Origin of the sequence: Helicobacter pylori (assembly GCF_003636935.1) — a bacterium.
Taxonomy (GTDB): domain Bacteria; phylum Campylobacterota; class Campylobacteria; order Campylobacterales; family Helicobacteraceae; genus Helicobacter; species Helicobacter pylori_CH.
Genome location: NZ_MVVH01000006.1, coordinates 22,739 through 39,053, shown reverse-complemented (window position 1 = coordinate 39,053; position 16,315 = coordinate 22,739). Strand labels below are relative to the sequence as shown.

Below are 16,315 nucleotides of genomic sequence, written 5' to 3'. Positions count from 1 at the left end.
GGAATGAACATGAAAAAAACAACCCTTTTTGTATTGAGCTTGTTGTTCAGTAGCTCTTTAAACGCTGTTGATGAAAACCCTGAAAATGTCCAAGAAAAAACCGAGCCTTCTTCTTTGAGCATGGCTGAAGACAGCGCGCCTTTGAACCATCCTAACGCTCAAAAACTCTCTTTAAAAAACGCATGGGCTAGGGTGTTGTCTAACCATGAAGGTTTGCATGCGCAAGAATACGCCATTAAAAGAGCGAGTAAAATGAAATTAGCGGCTAAGCTTTCTTTTTTACCCCAAATTGATTTGAGCGCTTTTTATGTGTACCTCTCTAACCCTATTAAAATGGATTTCGCCAGCCAAAAACAACCGGGCGTGCAAAAAGCCACCAACCAGATCCATCAAGGCTTGCAAAACATCCAGCAAAATATCCCCCCTCAAGTATTAACCCCTCAAATCCAAGCGGGCATGCAAGGGGTGATGCAAGGTTTTGGGGCTTTGAGCAGCACTTTAGAGGCCCCCTTATTGTTTTCTAAGCAAAATGTGGTGATTGGGGCTTTGAGCATTATTTACCCCCTTTATATGGGTGGGGCAAGATTCACGATGGTGCGCATTGCGGATTTGATGCAAAAAGACGCTAATGAAGTGTATCGCTTGAAAAAGCTTTCCACTTTTCAAGAGCTTGTGAGCGTGTATTATGGCATGGTGTTAAACGCAGAAGTGGCTGAAACTTTAGAAGAGGTAGAAAAAGGCCATTATAAGCATTTCCAAAACGCTTTGAAAATGCAAAAAGTAGGCCAAATCGCTAGGGTGGAAACCTTAGGCGCTCAAGTGGCTTATGATAAGGCCCATATCGCTAGCGTTAAGGCTAAAGATGTGCTAGAAGTTTCGCAGCTCTCGTTCAATTCTATTTTGTCTAGCAAGGACGATCTAGCGCCCTCCAATAAATTAGAGATCCGCACGGAAAAAGATTTGCCCGATTTGAGCTTTTTTGTTTCTTCCACGCTCAATTCCTACCCGGCTTTAAAGACTTTAGAAAACCAGGTTCAAATTTCTAAAGAAAACACGAAACTACAGATCGCTAAATTCTTGCCCCAAGTGAGTTTTTTTGGCTCTTATCTCATGAAGCAAAACAATTCGGTGTTTGAAGACATGATCCCTAGTTGGTTTGTGGGCGTGGCTGGGCGCATGCCTATTCTTTCCCCCACAGGGCGTATCCAAAAATACCAAGCGAGCAAATTAGCGGAATTGCAAGTGAGTAGCGAGCAAATCCAAGCTAAAAAAAACATGGAATTGTTAGTGAATAAGACTTATAAAGAGACGCTTTCTTATTTGAAAGAATACAAAAGCTTGCTTTCTAGCGTGGAATTAGCCAAGGAAAATCTAAAACTCCAAGAGCAGGCTTTTTTACAAGGCTTAAGCACGAACGCTCAAGTCATTGATGCGAGGAACACGCTTTCTTCTATCATCGTGGAGCAAAAAAGCGTGGCTTATAAATATATCGTTTCATTAGCGAATTTAATGGCGTTGAGCGATCACATTGATTTATTTTATGAATTTGTTTATTAAAGGAAAAAATCATGTCAAATAGCATGTTGGATAAAAATAAAGCGATTCTTACAGGGGGTGGGGCTTTATTATTAGGATTAATCGTGCTTTTTTATTTAGCTTATCGCCCTAAGGCTGAAGTGTTGCAAGGGTTTTTGGAGGCCAGAGAATACAGCGTGAGCTCCAAAGTCCCTGGACGCATTGAAAAGGTGTTTGTTAAAAAAGGCGATCACATTAAAAAGGGCGATTTGGTTTTTAGCATTTCTAGCCCTGAATTAGAAGCCAAGCTCGCTCAAGCTGAGGCCGGGCATAAAGCCGCTAAAGCGCTTAGCGATGAAGTCAAAAGAGGCTCAAGAGACGAAACGATTAATTCTGCGAGAGACATTTGGCAAGCGGCCAAATCTCAAGCCACTTTAGCCAAAGAGACTTATAAGCGCGTTCAAGATTTGTATGATAGCGGCGTGGCGAGCTTGCAAAAGCGCGATGAAGCTTATGCAGCCTATGAAAGCACCAAATACAACGAGAGCGCGGCTTATCAAAAGTATAAAATGGCTTTAGGGGGGGCGAGCTCTGAAAGCAAGATTGCCGCTAAGGCTAAAGAAAGTGCGGCGTTAGGGCAAGTGAATGAAGTGGAATCCTATCTAAAAGATGTCAAGGCTACAGCCCCAATTGATGGGGAAGTGAGCAACGTGCTTTTAAGCGGTGGTGAGCTTAGCCCTAAGGGCTTTCCTGTGGTTTTAATGATAGATTTAAAGGATAGTTGGCTAAAAATCAGCGTGCCTGAAAAGTATTTGAGCGATTTTAAAGTGGGCAAGGAATTTGAAGGCTACATCCCGGCGTTGAAAAAAAGCGCGAAATTCAGGGTCAAATATTTGAGCGTGATGGGCGATTTTGCGACTTGGAAAGCGACGAATAATTCCAACACTTACGACATGAAAAGCTATGAAGTGGAGGCCATACCCTTAGAAAAGTTGGAAAATTTTAGGGTAGGGATGAGCGTGTTAGTTACTATTAAACCTTAAAAAGGATTGTTTTGTTCAGATTGATAAGCGCATGGGTTTTACAAGACAAGTTCTTGTTTGTCGTGTGTTTTATATTGCCTTTTTGTTTAGGGGTTTTAGGCACGCAAATCTTTAAACAAGAAATCCCAAGACAACTCCCTATCGTGGTGGTGGATTTGGATAAGACCACTACAAGTATTCAAGTAGCGTTTGAATTAGGCGCAACGAGCGCGCTTCAAATCAAACACCAAGTAACTAGCCTTTCAGAAGCCAAACGCTTTTTAAACTCCGCTGAAGTGTATGGGGCGTTAGTTTTGCCTAGAGATTTAGAGAAAAAAATCAAAATGGGGCGGAAGGTGGGTTTGCCCTTTTATTATAACGCTGAGTATGTTTTAGTGGGGAAAACGCTCAAAAACGCCTTCTTACAAACCGCTTTGACTTTAGATGCTAAAACCTTAGCCACCAAAGCTTTAGTGCGAGATTCCAATTTGATTTTGGCTAAAGCCCAAGCAATACCCATCATTCTTCAATTGCATGCCCTATACAATGAAGAAAACAATTACACGCAATACCTTTTAAGCGTGATGTTGCCTTGCATGTGGCTTATTTTCATTGCGATTGGCATGCTCAATTTCATTCAAAAAACCTCTAACATGCGCGAGCTTTTGATCAGTATTGTAGCGAATGTGTGCGTGTTTAGTTTTTGGGGGATGGGCATGGCGTTTTATTTTAATTTCATTGGCATGCAGGGGAATTATGCGCATTTGTTGTTGGTCTTTTTGGCAGTAGTTTTAATGGCGCTCATTATGAGCGGGTTTGTGGTGCTAGTTTATGGCATTTCAAAAAGCGTTATTGAGACTGCGGGAGCGATTGGGGTCTATACCGCTCCAAGCTTTGCGTTTGCTGGGGTAACTTACCCGCAAAATAACATGGAAATTTTTGGGGATTTTTGGAGCCATTGCTTGCCTATTAGCCATTTTATGAAGTTCTTTTTACAAGAGGCCTATTATAAGACGGATTTTACTGAGTCTTTAAATTCATTAATGCCGCTTTTGTTCTTTTTGATTTTTTTAGCTTTAGGGCTTTTGATTTTTTATTTTTCTTTTAAAAAAGACAAGGCTAGCGCATGAATTTTTTTAAAATCCTTTTAATGGAATTAAGGGCTATTGTTTCTCATAAAGGCGTTTTGTTAATCCTTATAGGCGCTCCTTTAATCTATGGCTTATTATACCCTTTGCCTTATTTGAAAGACATCGTAACGCAGCAAAAAATCGCCCTTGTAGATGAAGACAATTCCTTCCTTTCTAGGCAATTAGCCTTCATGGCGCAAAGCTCCAACGAGTTAGAAATCGCTTTTTTTAGCCCCTCTATGCTGGAAGCCAAAAAGCTTTTAAAAGAAGAAAAAATTTATGGGATCTTGCATATCCCTTCGCATTTTGAAGCCAATATCCATAAACAAGTGCCTGTAACGATAGATTTTTACGCGAATTCCAATTACTTTTTGATTTATGGCGCGTTAGCGAATGCGGTGGTGGAGAGCATCAACGCTTTAAATGATGAGATAAGGTTCAAACGCAACGCCCAAATAGAAGAAGCTGAATTAGGGACAGACGGGATTAAAATCAGGCCTATCGCTTTGTATAACCCTAGTGAGGGGTATTTGAATTACGCGCTCTCTAGCGTGTTTATTTTCATTTTACACCAGGTGATGCTCATTGCAAGCAGCATGTTTACTAGCTCCAGGCGTTTGGAATTAGCCTTTTTAGACAAAAAGCAAATCGCTTTAAGGCTGTGTGCAAGACTCTTGGTGTTTGTAGCAGCGTTTAGCGTTTTTATTTTATGGTATTTTGGGGTGCTGTTTTCTCTCCATGGCATCGAACGGCATGCGAGCGCTTTAATGGTGTTTTTAAATAGTTTGATATTCATGCTTGCAACCTTGAGTTTGGGGTCGTTTTTAGGCGCATGGATCAAAAATGAAGCTTACACCACTCAAATCGTTTTGATTTCTTCTTTGCCTTTGATCTTTATGATGGGTTTTGTGTGGCCTTTTGAATCCCTGCCCTCTTATTTGCAAGTTTTCGTTCAAATCGTGCCGGCTTATCATGGGATCAGTTTGCTAGGACGCTTGAATCAAATGCATGCGGAATTTATAGATGTGTCCATCCATTTTTATGCGCTTATTGTGATCTTTATTGTGAGTTTTATAGGGAGTGTCTTTAAACTCAGCTCTTTAAAGAAAGCTTGTGAAAACGCTTAAAAATCTCATCATTTCCAAGCACCAGACTAAAGCGTCTCGCTTTTTAGGGTATCTTATGCCTTTTGATGATTTTGAAAAAAACCTTTTACAATTGAAAAAAGAGCATTTTAAAGCCGCGCATTTTGTAACGGCGTTCCGCTATTCTTTAGAGGGCAAAATCACGGAGGGTTTTAGCGATGATGGCGAGCCTAAAGGGAGTTCAGGGATGCCTGTGCTTAGCGTTTTGAGGCGAGAGGATTTGATCAATATAGGATTAGTGAGCGTGCGTTATTTTGGAGGCACGCTTTTAGGGGTGGGAGGCTTGATGAAGGCTTATACCACTAGCGCGTTATTGTGCGTAGAAAACGCTCAAAGAGAAAACGCTTTGAAGGATTTTGTGGAGTTGGAAACTTTAAGCGCTCATTATTCTTACAAAGAATTAGACGCTCTTCAGCGTGAAATTAAGAAATTTAGCTTACAATTAAGCAAAAAGAATTTTTCAAACCAAAGCGTGGAAGTGGAAATCAGCGGTGCAAGAGAATATTTGCAAGCGTTTTTACAACAAAATAAAATAAATTAGGGAGAGTGGTATGGGATTTTTGAATGGGTATTTTTTATGGGTTAAGGCTTTCCATGTGATAGCGGTCATTTCGTGGATGGCGGCGTTGTTTTATTTGCCGCGCCTTTTTGTCTATCATGCAGAAAACGCCCATAAAAAAGAGTTTGTAGGGGTGGTTCAAATCCAAGAAAAAAAGCTTTATTCCTTTATCGCTTCGCCGGCGATGGGTTTCACGCTGATCACAGGGATTTTAATGCTGTTGATTGCTCCTGAAATGTTTAAAAGTGGGGGTTGGTTGCATGCTAAGTTGGCTTTAGTGATCTTACTTTTAGCCTACCATTTTTATTGCAAAAAATGCATGCGCGAGCTAGAAAAAGACCCCACAAGAAGAAACGCAAGGTTCTATCGTGTGTTTAATGAAATACCCACGATTTTAATGATCCTCATTGTGGTTTTAGTGGTTATCAAGCCTTTTTAAAGACCAATCATGAAGAAAGAAAAGCACCTCAAGCAAGAAAAAATCATCAACATGTTTGATGATATAGCCAGCTCTTACGATCAAGCCAACCGCTTAATGAGTTTTGGATTAGACGTTAAATGGCGAGAAAGAGCTTGCGAGCATGCGTTTTTGTTTTTGGAGAATAAAAAAGCGTTAAGGCTTGTGGATGTGGCATGCGGGACGGGGGATATGCTTGTTGCTTGGCAAAAAAGCGCTCTGAATTGCAATATAGAGTTTAAGGAATGTTTGGGGATTGATCCCTCTAATAACATGCTTGAATTGGCTATCAAAAAATGTGAGGAGCTTGAAAACAAAATTTCTTTTATCCAGGCTCAAGCTAAAGATTTAAAGGGCGTTGAAAACAACAGCGTGGATATCCTCTCTATTGCGTATGGCTTGCGTAATGTCGTGGAAAGACAAGAAGCCTTAAAAGAGTTTTTTAGGGTGTTAAAACCCAGGGGCGTTTTAGTGATTTTGGAATTTTTAAAAAAAGACAACCCCACATGGCTGGATAAAATCTCAGGGTTTTACACGAATAAGGTTTTGCCTTTAGTGGGAGGGGCTATCAGTAAGAATTATGGCGCTTATTCTTATTTGCCGCAATCCATTGAGGGGTTTTTGAGTTTAGAGGGTTTGAAGAATGAATTAAAAAACGCAGGGTTTGAGGTTTTAAGGGCTGAAGATTCTATCGCTCAAATTTCAACGACCGTGCTTGTTAAAAAAAGCTAAAGGAATGCCATGCAAAATGAATTATTTGAAACCGAAAAAGCCCCCCAAAAAAACACTAAAAACACTAAAAACGCCCCTAAAAAAAGCTTTGAAGAGCATGTTCATTCCCTAGAGCAAGCCATAGATCGTTTGAATGATCCTAATTTATCTTTAAAAGACGGGATGGATTTGTATAAAACAGCCATGCAAGAGTTGTTTTTGGCGCAAAAGCTTTTAGAAAACGCTTATTTGAAGTATGAAAAACTCCAAACGCCAGACAAAAAGGCTTAAAGCATGCAAGTGTTTGCTTTGCAACTAGAATCTTTTAAAGAAACCCTCATGCAATCCTTATTCAACTCCATACCTAAGCGGAGCGTAATCGTGTTGCCTGAATACGTGATCAACCCCTTTTTCCACCATAACATGGAATTGGATGTGAATGAAATCAGCGATCAGTCCAAGCGAGCGATAGAGTTTTTGTCTCAAAAATGCGAAGAATTGGATTTAATCATTTCAGCCCCGGTGCTTTTAGAAGAACATTCTAAAATCTATAAAAAAATCGCCCTCATTTCTAAAGAAAATATCCAATATTACACGCAGCAACGCCTAATCCCCTATCCTCACTGGGATGAAGAGAGCTTTTTTGACAATGAAAAAAGCGGCTTTAAAGAATTATTAGTCTTTGAAAGAGACGGCTTAAAAATCGCCCCTTTGTTTGGCTTTGAAACGCATTTTGATGAAATATGGGTTCAGGCTAAAAATCAGGGCGTGGATGTGGTGCTTTTGAGTAGCGTGGCCACTTTTGAATCCAATGAAAGGTGGCGGCTTTTGTGCCAGATGCGCGCTTTTTGCGCTTCTTGCGTGGTGGTAAGGGCTAATAGGATCGGAGCGTATCGCCAAATCATTGTAGAAGAAGATCAAAAAAACGAATTTTTGTGGAAATTTTATGGGGATAGTTTTGTGGCTTTACCTAATGGCGCTATTGAAGATTCTTTAGAGGGTAAAATGGGGGCTTTGAGCGCTCAAATAGATAAAAACGATATAGACGAATGGGCTAAATTGTGGCATTTTAGAACGATTAAAGAGGGTTGAATGATTGATAGAAAACTTTTATTGCAAGATTTTGACAAGGTGGCTCTTTCTTTAAAAAAGCGTAACCATGCGATGGACGATGAATTAGAGCGTTTGCGCGAAGTCATCACGCGCTATAAAAAGCAACTCATTGAATTAGAAGGCTTTCAAGCCTTTCAAAACAAGGTTTCTAAAGAATTTGGTATCAAAATGGCTCAAAAAGTGGATGCAAGCGATCTCAAAAAAGAGCTAGAAAACAATAAAATCAGACTGAATGAGCTTTCCAAAAGCGCGAGCGAATTGGAGCAACAAATAGATTTGAAGCTTTCCATAATCCCCAATCTAGTGGATGAAAAAACCCCTTTAGGAGCGAATGAAGAAGACAACATAGAAATTAAAAAAATCTTAACCCCCAGGGTTTTTACTTTCAAACCCAAAGAGCATTTTGAACTCGCTCAACAAAATGGCTGGATTGATTTTGAAAGCGGCGTGAAACTCGCCAAAAGCCGTTTTTCGGTCATCAGAGGTTTTGGGGCGAAAATTTATCGCGCGCTCATTTATTTAATGTTGGATTTTAATGAAAAAAATGGCTTTGAAATCATCTACACGCCGGCGTTAGTGAATGAAAAAATGCTTTTTGGGACCGGGCAATTACCCAAATTCAAAGAAGACGTTTTTAAAATAGAAAATGAAAATTTGTATTTGATCCCCACCGCTGAGGTAACGCTCACCAATCTATACAACGACACGATCATTGGCGTTGAAAATCTCCCCATTAAAATGACCGCGCACACGCCTTGTTTCAGGAGCGAAGCAGGGAGTGCGGGCAAGGACACAAGGGGGATGATAAGACAGCACCAATTTGATAAAGTAGAGCTTGTGGCTATCACGCACCCTAAAGAAAGCGATGCCATGCAAGAATATATGCTAGAGAGCGCGAGCGAGATTTTAAAGGCTTTGGAATTACCGCACCGGTTCGTGCAATTGTGCAGTGGGGATTTAGGCTTTAGCGCAAGCAACACGATAGACATTGAAGTGTGGCTGCCTGGGCAAAATTGCTACCGAGAAATCAGCTCGGTGTCTAACACGAGGGATTTTCAAGCCAGGCGCGCTAAAATCCGCTTCAAAGAAAATCAAAAAAACCAATTAGCGCACACCTTAAACGGATCTTCTTTAGCGGTAGGCAGGACGATGGTCGCTTTAATGGAAAACCACCAGCAAGCGGACGGGAGCATCCATATTCCTAAGGCGTTAGAAAAATACCTTTAAGGCTAGTTTGTGCTGAACGAAGAGCAAAATTCATTAGAAGAAAAAGAGGGCGAAAATAAAAACGAAAAAGAAACCCCTTTAAAGGGCATTCATTCTAAAATCCCCTCTTTGAAGCAGGCTTTAGAGCAAACGATTAACAAAATCAAAAGTTCTAAAGAGTTTTTCAAACAACTTTTACATGATAAAAAAAGGCTTTATATCGCACTTGGAGCGTTAGTTTCACTCATTGCGCTCATTGTAATTTTGAGCTTGTTACTAGGGCATAAAAAAGAAAGCCAACCCACTTCTTTACAAACTAATACCGCCACCACCAATAACGAAACGCCTAATAACGCTAATAACGCAGAAGCCGAGGGGCAAATAGAGAATTTAGACTTACCCGATTTAATCGGTAAAGACTCCCTCAAACGAAGCGACGAGAATCAAGTGGATGCGATGATACAAAAAGCGAGTATTTTGTATGAGCAAGGGCAAAAAGATGAGGCCTTGCATTTGTTTGATAAAATCGCTTCTTTTTCGCAAGGGATTGCGAGCCATAATTTAGGGGTGATTAAATTTAAAGAAAAGGATTTTAACGGGGCGTTGGATTTGTTTGATTCCAGTATCGCCTCTAAAGAAAACGCGAGCGTGAGCGCGATTGATGCGTTAGTGAGCGCGTATCATTTGCAAGATGAGGATTTGTATTATCATTATTTAAAAATTGTGAGAGACACTTTGTATAAAGATTACAAAAAGTCTTTTTATTCCTACGCTTACGCGCTCAAATCCTATTACGCTGGAGAGTATTTTGAAGCCCTTTCGCCTTTAATGCACCCTAATTCCAACGCTTTTTTAAAGCCTAACGCGCGCCTAGCGTCTAAATTGTTTTTGATGTTTAAAGATGAAACGAACGCTTACAAGCAATTACAAAAAAGCGCGAACGCCCAAGATGAGCTTGCTTTAGGGCTTTTGCAGGCGCGTTTGGGCCATTACAAGCAGGCTTTGGAGCATTTGCAGCATTATTTGCACAACTACCCTAAGGATTTAAACGCTTTAATGGCTTTGGAATTGGTGGGTTTGAAAATGGGCGACACCCTTAAAGCGAGCGAAGCCTTAAAATTAGCCAGCCACACCAAAGAAGACACGCTATTAGCCAACTCTTTTTACCCCATCAAGCCCACTATCAACCCTGTTTTTTTGGATAAAGAAAGAGCCAAAGAGCGTTTTTGGAACACGCAATATTTTGAAGGCAAAAGGGATTTTATCTACCGCTTGCTCTTTTATTACGCTCCTTTTAAGGTTTTAGACTCTAAAGAAACCTTAGGTGTGATTGAAGAGGGGCTGTTTCTTTTGGACTCTGATGCAAAAAAGGATTTAGAGGGGGCAAGCCTTGCTTTTAAAAGGGGGCGTTTGATGGCGATAGCGGATAAAAATGCGCTCAAAGGGTTGAAAGCGTTAGAAAACAAGCGCTTAAAAAAAGCCCTTTCTTTTTTTGATTTGTCTTTAAAAAATAGCCCCAATAACGCGCTCCTCCATTATAATGTAGGCTTGATTTATGCGCAATTAGAAAATTACCACAAAGCTTATTTCCATTTTTTAAGGGCTTTCCATTTGAACTCTGCGGATTATTTGAGCGCGGTTTTTGCGGTTCTAGCTTCGCATTTCACCCATGAAGACACCACGGAGTTTTTAAGAGAAATCACCGAGAGTTTTTATAGTCAGGATTTTTCTAGCCCCACGCAAAAAGCTTTACTCTCTTCGCTCATCGCTTATTTGAATTACCGCACGAATTGGGACATGGACTGGCTTAAAAACGCCCCTAAAAAGCTCCCTTTTTATTACGCGCTAGAAGCGGTGTTCGCTAAAGAGAGCAAGGATAAAAAATTGATGGTGCAATCTTTTGGGAATTTAAAAAAAATGCTCCCTAAAGATCTCATCTCTAATATCTTTTATGAAATCGTCTCGTATTACGATGCGAGTATCCGGCATACTTTAAGCATTTACACCCTTTTAGATTCGCGTAAAATCAGTTGGGATCAAACCATGCAAGGGCCTATTTTGGGGCGTCATTTCTACGCTTACATGGGGTTTATGGTCAATGATTTGGATCATCAAGAAAGATTACTAGAGCAAAAAATCGCCAGTTTAGAAGAAGGCGAAGCCCCTAACGATTGGTTAGACAATTTAGCACTAGTGAGTTTGTTTCAAGGCCAGTATGAAAAAGCGGGCGCGTTGTATCAAAATTTAATTAGCGATCTTAAGGACAATGAGACTCGTTTAAAAATCCTAGCGGGTTTAACCTATATCGCGCAAAGTAATTACAATAACGCCGCTTTATGGCTAGAGCTTGGGAAATTAGACGATCCGAATAATGAAAATATCCGTTACGCTTTAGGGTTGTTGTATCAAAGAAAAGGGGATTTAAAATCAGCGTTAAACCATTTTTTAGCCATTAAAACCTCTGATTTTTTTTCGCCTTATTTTGATTTTGAGATTGATGCTAACCTTTTAAAAGAGCGTTTAAACCAAGAAAAAAAGGGCGAGTTTTTAGAATAATGGATTTTGAAAAAAGCATTTTAGGCAATTTAAACGAAGCGCAAAAAATCGCCGCAAGCCACATTCAAGGGCCATTGCTCATTTTAGCGGGAGCTGGGAGCGGTAAGACTAAGACTTTAACGAGCCGTTTAGCGTATTTGATTGGCGTTTGTGGCGTGCCTAGCGAGAACACTTTAACGCTCACTTTCACCAATAAAGCGAGCAAGGAAATGCAAGAAAGGGCTTTGAGATTGTTGAAAAACCAAGCCCTTATCCCCCCCTTGCTTTGCACTTTCCATCGTTTTGGTTTGCTGTTTTTAAGGCAACGCATGAATCTTTTAAAAAGAGCGTGCGATTTTTCGGTGTTAGATAGCGATGAAGTCAAAACGCTGTGCAAGCAGCTCAAAATTTCAAACTTTAGAGCCAATATTTCTCAAATCAAAAACGGCATGATGGATTTAAGCGCGCAAGATAGCGAATGTTATAAAGCGTATGAGCTTTATCAAAACGCGCTCAAAAAAGACAATTTAGTGGATTTTGACGATTTGCTTTGTTTAAGCCTTAAGATTTTACAAGATAATGAAAAACTCGCCAAAGAGACTAGCGAGCGCTACCATTACATCATGGTAGATGAGTATCAAGACACGAACGCCTTACAATTAGAATTTTTAAAACAATTGAGTTGCACGCACCATAATTTGTGCGTGGTGGGCGATGACGATCAGAGCATTTATGGTTTTAGGGGGGCGGATATTTCTAATATTTTAAATTTTTCCAAGCATTTTAAAGGGGCTAAAGTGGTGAAATTAGAGACCAACTACCGCTCCAGCGCTGAAATTTTAGCGTGCGCTAATTCCCTTATTAGCCATAACCAACACCGCCATATTAAAACGCTTCAAAGTTTCAAAGGCTCGCATAAAAGCGTGGTTTGTAAGGAATACCCCACGCAAAAAGAAGAGAGCCTGGATGTGGCTTATCAAATCAAAGCCCTTTTAAAGAAGGGCGAAAATTTAGAAAATATCGCTATTTTGTACCGCTTAAATGGGCTTAGTCGCAGCATTGAAGAGAGTTTGAACGCTTTGAATATCCCTTATAGGCTCATTGGGGCGGTGAGTTTCTATGAAAGAGCTGAGGTTAAAGACGCTTTAGCGTTCATGCATGTAGTGGCTAAAAAAGACGATCGCTTTTTCATTAAGCGCGTTTTAAACAAGCCCCCAAGAGGCCTTGGCAAGATCACTCAAGAATGGATTTTTTCTCTTTTAGATGAAGAGGATTTGAATTTAGAAGAAGCGCTAAAACTTGGGGCGTTTAAAGACAAATTAAACCCTAAAAACGAATACGCTTTAAAGAAATTCATGGCTATGATAGGGCGTTTAAGGGAGGCTTTTGAAATTTCAGTAGAGAAGTTTTGCGCTCAGTTTTTAGAAGAAACCAACCTTTTAAAAAGCTATGAAAAAGAGGACAATTACGAAGAAAGAGAGGGCTTTGTTAAAGAGCTTTTAAGTTTAGTGAAAGAGCATTTTAAAACTAACCCCACGCATTCTTTGCTGGATTTTTTGAATGAAAGCGTGTTGGATGTCCATAATACAGAAAGCGCGCAAAAAGTGAGCTGCATGAGCGTGCATATGAGTAAGGGGTTAGAGTTTAAGCATGTGTTTGTGATCGGGTTAGAAGAAGGGTTTTTCCCGCATAGGGGGTTCAATCAAGAAAGCGATTTAGAAGAAGAAAGGCGCTTGGCTTACGTGGCGATCACTAGGGCTAAAGAAGAATTGCAACTTTCTTATGTCAAAGAGCGTTCGTATTTTGGGAGGAAAATTTCTTGCTCGCCCTCTGTGTTTTTAGAAGAAGCCAAGTTGCTCAAAAGCGATCAAACCCCTAAACAAAATCACCAAAAAAATACGCCCATTAAAGTGGGGGACTTGATCAAGCATAAGATTTTTGGCACCGGTAGGGTTTTAGGCGTGGAAAAAGGCTTGAGCGGTTTGTGCTTGAAAATCAATTGCGGAGGGAATGTCTATGATAAAATCTCAGAAAAATTTGTAGAAAAAGTGGATAACGAGTTTTGAAAATTGTAATCCTTTTTTTCATGGTTTTACGCACGCTACTAGCTATGGATACCAATACGCTTAAAACAGAGATTAAAGAAACTTATCTCAAAGAATACAAAGACTTGAAATTAGAAATTGAAACCATTAATTTAGAAATCCCAGAGCGCTTTTCTAACGCTCCCATTTTAAGCTATGAATTGAGCGCTTCTAACAAGCTTAAAAAAGATGGGGTCGTGTTTTTAAAATTGGAAAATGAGCCTAATTTACGCTTACCGGTGCGTTATAGCGTGATAGGCAGCATGCAGGCTTTTAAAAGCATAAGCGCGATTAAAAAAGATGAAAACATCACCGCTAACAACACTCAAAAAGAGCGCGTTTTGTTTGGCGCGCTTTCTAACCCCTTATTAGAGGGCGCGATCGATAAAGTGAGCGCAAAAAATTTTATCCCCCCTGACACGCTTTTAAGCGCGGATAAAACCCAAGCCTTAATCATCGTGCGTAAAAACGACATTATCACTGGGGTGTATGAAGAGGGGCGAATCAGCATAGAAATAAGCCTAAAAGCCCTAGAAAATGGTGCGCTCCATCAAATCATTCAAGCGAAGAATTTAGAAAGCAATAAAATACTGAAAGCAAAAGTGTTGAGCAGTTCTAAAGCGCAAATCTTATAAAGGATATTCATGAAATTGGTTTTAGGCATCAGTGGGGCGAGCGGGATACCCCTAGCCTTGCGGTTTTTAGAAAAATTACCCCAAGAAATTGAAGTGTTTGTCGTGGCGTCTAAAAACGCACATGTCGTGGCGTTAGAAGAATCTAATATCAACCTTAAAAACGCCATGAAGGATTTACGGCCTGGCGCGACTTTTTTTAACGAGCAAGATATTCATGCAAGCATTGCCTCAGGGAGTTATGGCATCCATAAGATGGCGATCATTCCAGCGAGCATGGACATGGTGGCTAAAATCGCGCATGGCTTTGGGGGGGATTTGATTTCTAGGAGCGCCTCTGTGATGCTTAAAGAAAAACGCCCCTTACTCATTGCCCCCAGAGAAATGCCTTTAAGCGCTATCATGTTAGAAAATTTGCTCAAACTCGCCCATTCTAACGCGATCATCGCGCCACCGATGATGACTTATTACACCCAGAGCAAGACTTTAGAAGCGATGCAAGATTTTTTAGTGGGGAAGTGGTTTGACAGCTTAGGGATAGAAAATGACTTATACCCACGATGGGGAATGAACTGATGCAAAAAATCGGCATTTACCCGGGCACTTTTGATCCGGTCACGAATGGGCATATAGACATCATCCACCGCTCTAGCGAATTGTTTGAAAAGCTCATTGTCGCTGTGGCGCATTCAAGCGCTAAAAACCCCATGTTTAGTTTAAAAGAGCGTTTAAAAATGATGCAACTGGCCACTAAAAGTTTTAAAAATGTAGAATGCATCGCGTTTGAAGGGCTATTGGCTAATTTGGCTAAAGAATACCATTGTAAAGTGCTAGTTAGGGGCTTAAGGGTGGTGAGCGATTTTGAATACGAATTGCAAATGGGTTATGCGAACAAATCCTTAAACCACGAATTAGAGACCTTGTATTTCATGCCCACTTTACAAAACGCTTTCATAAGCTCTTCTATCGTGCGATCCATTATCGCGCATAAGGGCGATGCGAGCCATTTAGTGCCTGAAGAAATTTATCCTTTGATTTTAAAGGTTTAAAATGTATGTGGTGTTAGAAGGCGTTGATGGCGCGGGCAAAAGCACTCAAGTAGGATTATTAAAAAACAGGTTTAAAAACGCCCTTTTTACCAAAGAGCCAGGGGGGACAAAAATAGGCGAGAGTTTGAGGCGTATCGCTTTGAATGAAAATATCAGCGAGTTGGCTAGAGCGTTTTTATTTTTAAGCGATAGGGCTGAGCATGTAGAAAGCGTGATAAAACCGGCATTGAAAGAAAAAAAGCTCGTCATTAGCGACAGGAGTTTGATTTCTGGCATAGCTTATAGCCAATTTTCAAGCTTAGAATTAAACCTGCTTGCCACTCAAAGCATTTTGCCTGAAAAAATCATTCTTTTAGTGATAGATGAAGAGGGCTTAAAACAGCGCTTAAGCCTTAAAAGTTTAGACAAAATAGAAAACCAAGGCACAGAAAAATTACTCACAATCCAGCAAAAGCTCAAAACCCACGCTTATGCGTTACAAGAAAAATTCGGGTGCGAAGTTTTGGAATTAGACGCCAAAGAAAGCGCTAAAAACTTGCACGAAAAAATCGCCGCTTTTATTGAATGCGTTGTTTAACTTGTTTGAAGCTTTCTTTCAAGCCTCTTTGCCCAAATTGCTTGAACGATTTGCCCTTAAGCTTAAAAGTAAGGGTTTTAGAGGGCGTGAGCGTGTATAGTTTTTACGCTTATAGCGAAATAGAAGAGCTCATTAAAAGCAAATACGCGTTGATTGGCTCTCGCATTTTGCCCTTGCTTTCTCAAAAAGCCGGCGCGGAATTTGTGAAAATCTTACAAGAACAAGGCTTGAATATTCCCCTTTATGGCATCGCCATTGATGATAAAATCAAATCCTTTTATTCGCATTCAGCCGCGCTTTTGAAAGGCTTTTGTCAAGGCAATTTAAAAGCCACTTACGGGCGTTTAAGGGCGACTAATACCATTTCGTATGCCGGGAAAAGCCTGGAATTTCGCGCCAACAACCCACGGAATTTTAAATTCAAAGGCGATGAAAGTTTAGATTATTTTTTATTAGATGATATTATCACCACCGGCACCACCTTAAAAGAAGCCCTAAAACACCTTAAAGCTTTAAACATTAAAGCGCACTTTGCGATCGCGCTTTGCAGCGCAGATGAATGAGTTATAATTTTGTTTTT

At 40.3% G+C, this 16,315-nt stretch carries 17 protein-coding genes; all 17 read left to right on the top strand.

Translation table 11 applies throughout. From position 1 onward, the window contains the following. The first annotated feature begins 9 nt into the window (after positions 1 to 9). The 17 genes from EAL87_RS05070 to EAL87_RS04990 are packed head-to-tail and all read left to right on the top strand — an operon-like array spanning position 10 to position 16,298. Positions 10 to 1,557 (top strand): TolC family protein, encoded by a 1,548-nt coding sequence (locus EAL87_RS05070; RefSeq protein WP_120913416.1) that lies wholly within the window; start codon positions 10 to 12, stop codon positions 1,555 to 1,557. 11 nt (positions 1,558 to 1,568) lie between these two features. Continuing rightward, the gene (locus tag EAL87_RS05065; protein ID WP_120913414.1) at positions 1,569 to 2,558 is read left to right on the top strand and encodes an HlyD family secretion protein; all 990 of its coding nucleotides are present in this window, start codon (positions 1,569 to 1,571) and stop codon (positions 2,556 to 2,558) included. Between the two features lie 11 nt (positions 2,559 to 2,569). Beyond that, on the top strand, positions 2,570 to 3,667 hold the full coding sequence (locus EAL87_RS05060; protein ID WP_120913412.1) for an ABC transporter permease: 1,098 nt from the start codon (positions 2,570 to 2,572) through the stop codon (positions 3,665 to 3,667). Next, positions 3,664 to 4,794 carry an ABC transporter permease gene (locus tag EAL87_RS05055; RefSeq protein WP_120913409.1) on the top strand — a complete coding sequence of 377 codons (1,131 nt, stop codon included), beginning with the start codon at positions 3,664 to 3,666 and terminating at the stop codon, positions 4,792 to 4,794. The genes EAL87_RS05060 and EAL87_RS05055 overlap by 4 nt, the downstream gene beginning before the upstream one ends. Continuing rightward, positions 4,781 to 5,353: a YigZ family protein gene (locus EAL87_RS05050; RefSeq protein WP_120913407.1), complete on the top strand. Its 573-nt coding sequence runs from the start codon at positions 4,781 to 4,783 to the stop codon at positions 5,351 to 5,353. The genes EAL87_RS05055 and EAL87_RS05050 overlap by 14 nt, the downstream gene beginning before the upstream one ends. Positions 5,354 to 5,363: 10 nt before the next feature. Beyond that, on the top strand, positions 5,364 to 5,810 hold the full coding sequence (gene hemJ, locus EAL87_RS05045) for a protoporphyrinogen oxidase HemJ (RefSeq protein ID WP_120913405.1): 447 nt from the start codon (positions 5,364 to 5,366) through the stop codon (positions 5,808 to 5,810). A gap of 9 nt (positions 5,811 to 5,819) precedes the next feature. Then, positions 5,820 to 6,560, top strand: a complete 741-nt coding sequence (ubiE, locus tag EAL87_RS05040) for a bifunctional demethylmenaquinone methyltransferase/2-methoxy-6-polyprenyl-1,4-benzoquinol methylase UbiE (protein ID WP_120913403.1) — start codon at positions 5,820 to 5,822, stop codon at positions 6,558 to 6,560. 9 nt (positions 6,561 to 6,569) lie between these two features. Further along, complete coding sequence (locus EAL87_RS05035) at positions 6,570 to 6,830, top strand: exodeoxyribonuclease VII small subunit (protein WP_120913401.1); 261 nt, start codon at positions 6,570 to 6,572, stop codon at positions 6,828 to 6,830. A 3-nt stretch (positions 6,831 to 6,833) separates the two neighbouring features. After that, complete coding sequence (locus EAL87_RS05030; RefSeq protein ID WP_120913399.1) at positions 6,834 to 7,631, top strand: carbon-nitrogen hydrolase family protein; 798 nt, start codon at positions 6,834 to 6,836, stop codon at positions 7,629 to 7,631. Further along, the gene (gene serS / locus EAL87_RS05025; protein WP_120913397.1) at positions 7,632 to 8,879 is read left to right on the top strand and encodes a serine--tRNA ligase; all 1,248 of its coding nucleotides are present in this window, start codon (positions 7,632 to 7,634) and stop codon (positions 8,877 to 8,879) included. It abuts the gene before it with no gap. Positions 8,880 to 8,888: 9 nt separating this feature from the next. Further along, positions 8,889 to 11,414 (top strand): tetratricopeptide repeat protein, encoded by a 2,526-nt coding sequence (locus EAL87_RS05020; protein ID WP_120913394.1) that lies wholly within the window; start codon positions 8,889 to 8,891, stop codon positions 11,412 to 11,414. After that, positions 11,414 to 13,459 carry a DNA helicase UvrD gene (gene uvrD, locus EAL87_RS05015; protein WP_205584684.1) on the top strand — a complete coding sequence of 682 codons (2,046 nt, stop codon included), beginning with the start codon at positions 11,414 to 11,416 and terminating at the stop codon, positions 13,457 to 13,459. The genes EAL87_RS05020 and uvrD overlap by 1 nt, the downstream gene beginning before the upstream one ends. Positions 13,460 to 13,479: 20 nt before the next feature. Further along, positions 13,480 to 14,112: a flagellar basal body P-ring formation chaperone FlgA gene (gene flgA / locus EAL87_RS05010; RefSeq protein WP_423750102.1), complete on the top strand. Its 633-nt coding sequence runs from the start codon at positions 13,480 to 13,482 to the stop codon at positions 14,110 to 14,112. A 9-nt stretch (positions 14,113 to 14,121) separates the two neighbouring features. Further along, positions 14,122 to 14,685: a UbiX family flavin prenyltransferase gene (locus EAL87_RS05005; RefSeq protein ID WP_000780139.1), complete on the top strand. Its 564-nt coding sequence runs from the start codon at positions 14,122 to 14,124 to the stop codon at positions 14,683 to 14,685. Beyond that, a complete protein-coding gene (gene coaD, locus EAL87_RS05000) occupies positions 14,685 to 15,158 on the top strand; it encodes a pantetheine-phosphate adenylyltransferase (protein WP_120913388.1) in 474 nt (157 codons plus the stop codon). The genes EAL87_RS05005 and coaD overlap by 1 nt, the downstream gene beginning before the upstream one ends. A 1-nt stretch (position 15,159) precedes the next feature. Beyond that, a complete protein-coding gene (gene tmk / locus EAL87_RS04995) occupies positions 15,160 to 15,735 on the top strand; it encodes a dTMP kinase (RefSeq protein WP_120913386.1) in 576 nt (191 codons plus the stop codon). Then, complete coding sequence (locus tag EAL87_RS04990) at positions 15,723 to 16,298, top strand: ComF family protein (RefSeq protein ID WP_120913384.1); 576 nt, start codon at positions 15,723 to 15,725, stop codon at positions 16,296 to 16,298. The genes tmk and EAL87_RS04990 overlap by 13 nt, the downstream gene beginning before the upstream one ends. Positions 16,299 to 16,315: the final 17 nt, after the last annotated feature.

Bases quoted from the DNA above. Each gene is read 5' to 3' on its own strand.
- EAL87_RS05065 (WP_120913414.1), top strand. From the start codon at position 1,569: ATGTCAAATAGCATGTTGGATAAAAATAAAGCGATTCTTACAGGGGGT.
- ubiE (WP_120913403.1), top strand. From the start codon at position 5,820: ATGAAGAAAGAAAAGCACCTCAAGCAAGAAAAAATCATCAACATGTTT.
- EAL87_RS05005 (WP_000780139.1), top strand. From the start codon at position 14,122: ATGAAATTGGTTTTAGGCATCAGTGGGGCGAGCGGGATACCCCTAGCC.
- EAL87_RS05035 (WP_120913401.1), top strand. From the start codon at position 6,570: ATGCAAAATGAATTATTTGAAACCGAAAAAGCCCCCCAAAAAAACACT.
- tmk (WP_120913386.1), top strand. From the start codon at position 15,160: ATGTATGTGGTGTTAGAAGGCGTTGATGGCGCGGGCAAAAGCACTCAA.
- serS (WP_120913397.1), top strand. From the start codon at position 7,632: ATGATTGATAGAAAACTTTTATTGCAAGATTTTGACAAGGTGGCTCTT.
- flgA (WP_423750102.1), top strand. From the start codon at position 13,480: ATGGTTTTACGCACGCTACTAGCTATGGATACCAATACGCTTAAAACA.
- EAL87_RS05055 (WP_120913409.1), top strand. From the start codon at position 3,664: ATGAATTTTTTTAAAATCCTTTTAATGGAATTAAGGGCTATTGTTTCT.
- coaD (WP_120913388.1), top strand. From the start codon at position 14,685: ATGCAAAAAATCGGCATTTACCCGGGCACTTTTGATCCGGTCACGAAT.
- EAL87_RS04990 (WP_120913384.1), top strand. From the start codon at position 15,723: ATGCGTTGTTTAACTTGTTTGAAGCTTTCTTTCAAGCCTCTTTGCCCA.
- EAL87_RS05030 (WP_120913399.1), top strand. From the start codon at position 6,834: ATGCAAGTGTTTGCTTTGCAACTAGAATCTTTTAAAGAAACCCTCATG.
- hemJ (WP_120913405.1), top strand. From the start codon at position 5,364: ATGGGATTTTTGAATGGGTATTTTTTATGGGTTAAGGCTTTCCATGTG.
- EAL87_RS05070 (WP_120913416.1), top strand. From the start codon at position 10: ATGAAAAAAACAACCCTTTTTGTATTGAGCTTGTTGTTCAGTAGCTCT.
- uvrD (WP_205584684.1), top strand. From the start codon at position 11,414: ATGGATTTTGAAAAAAGCATTTTAGGCAATTTAAACGAAGCGCAAAAA.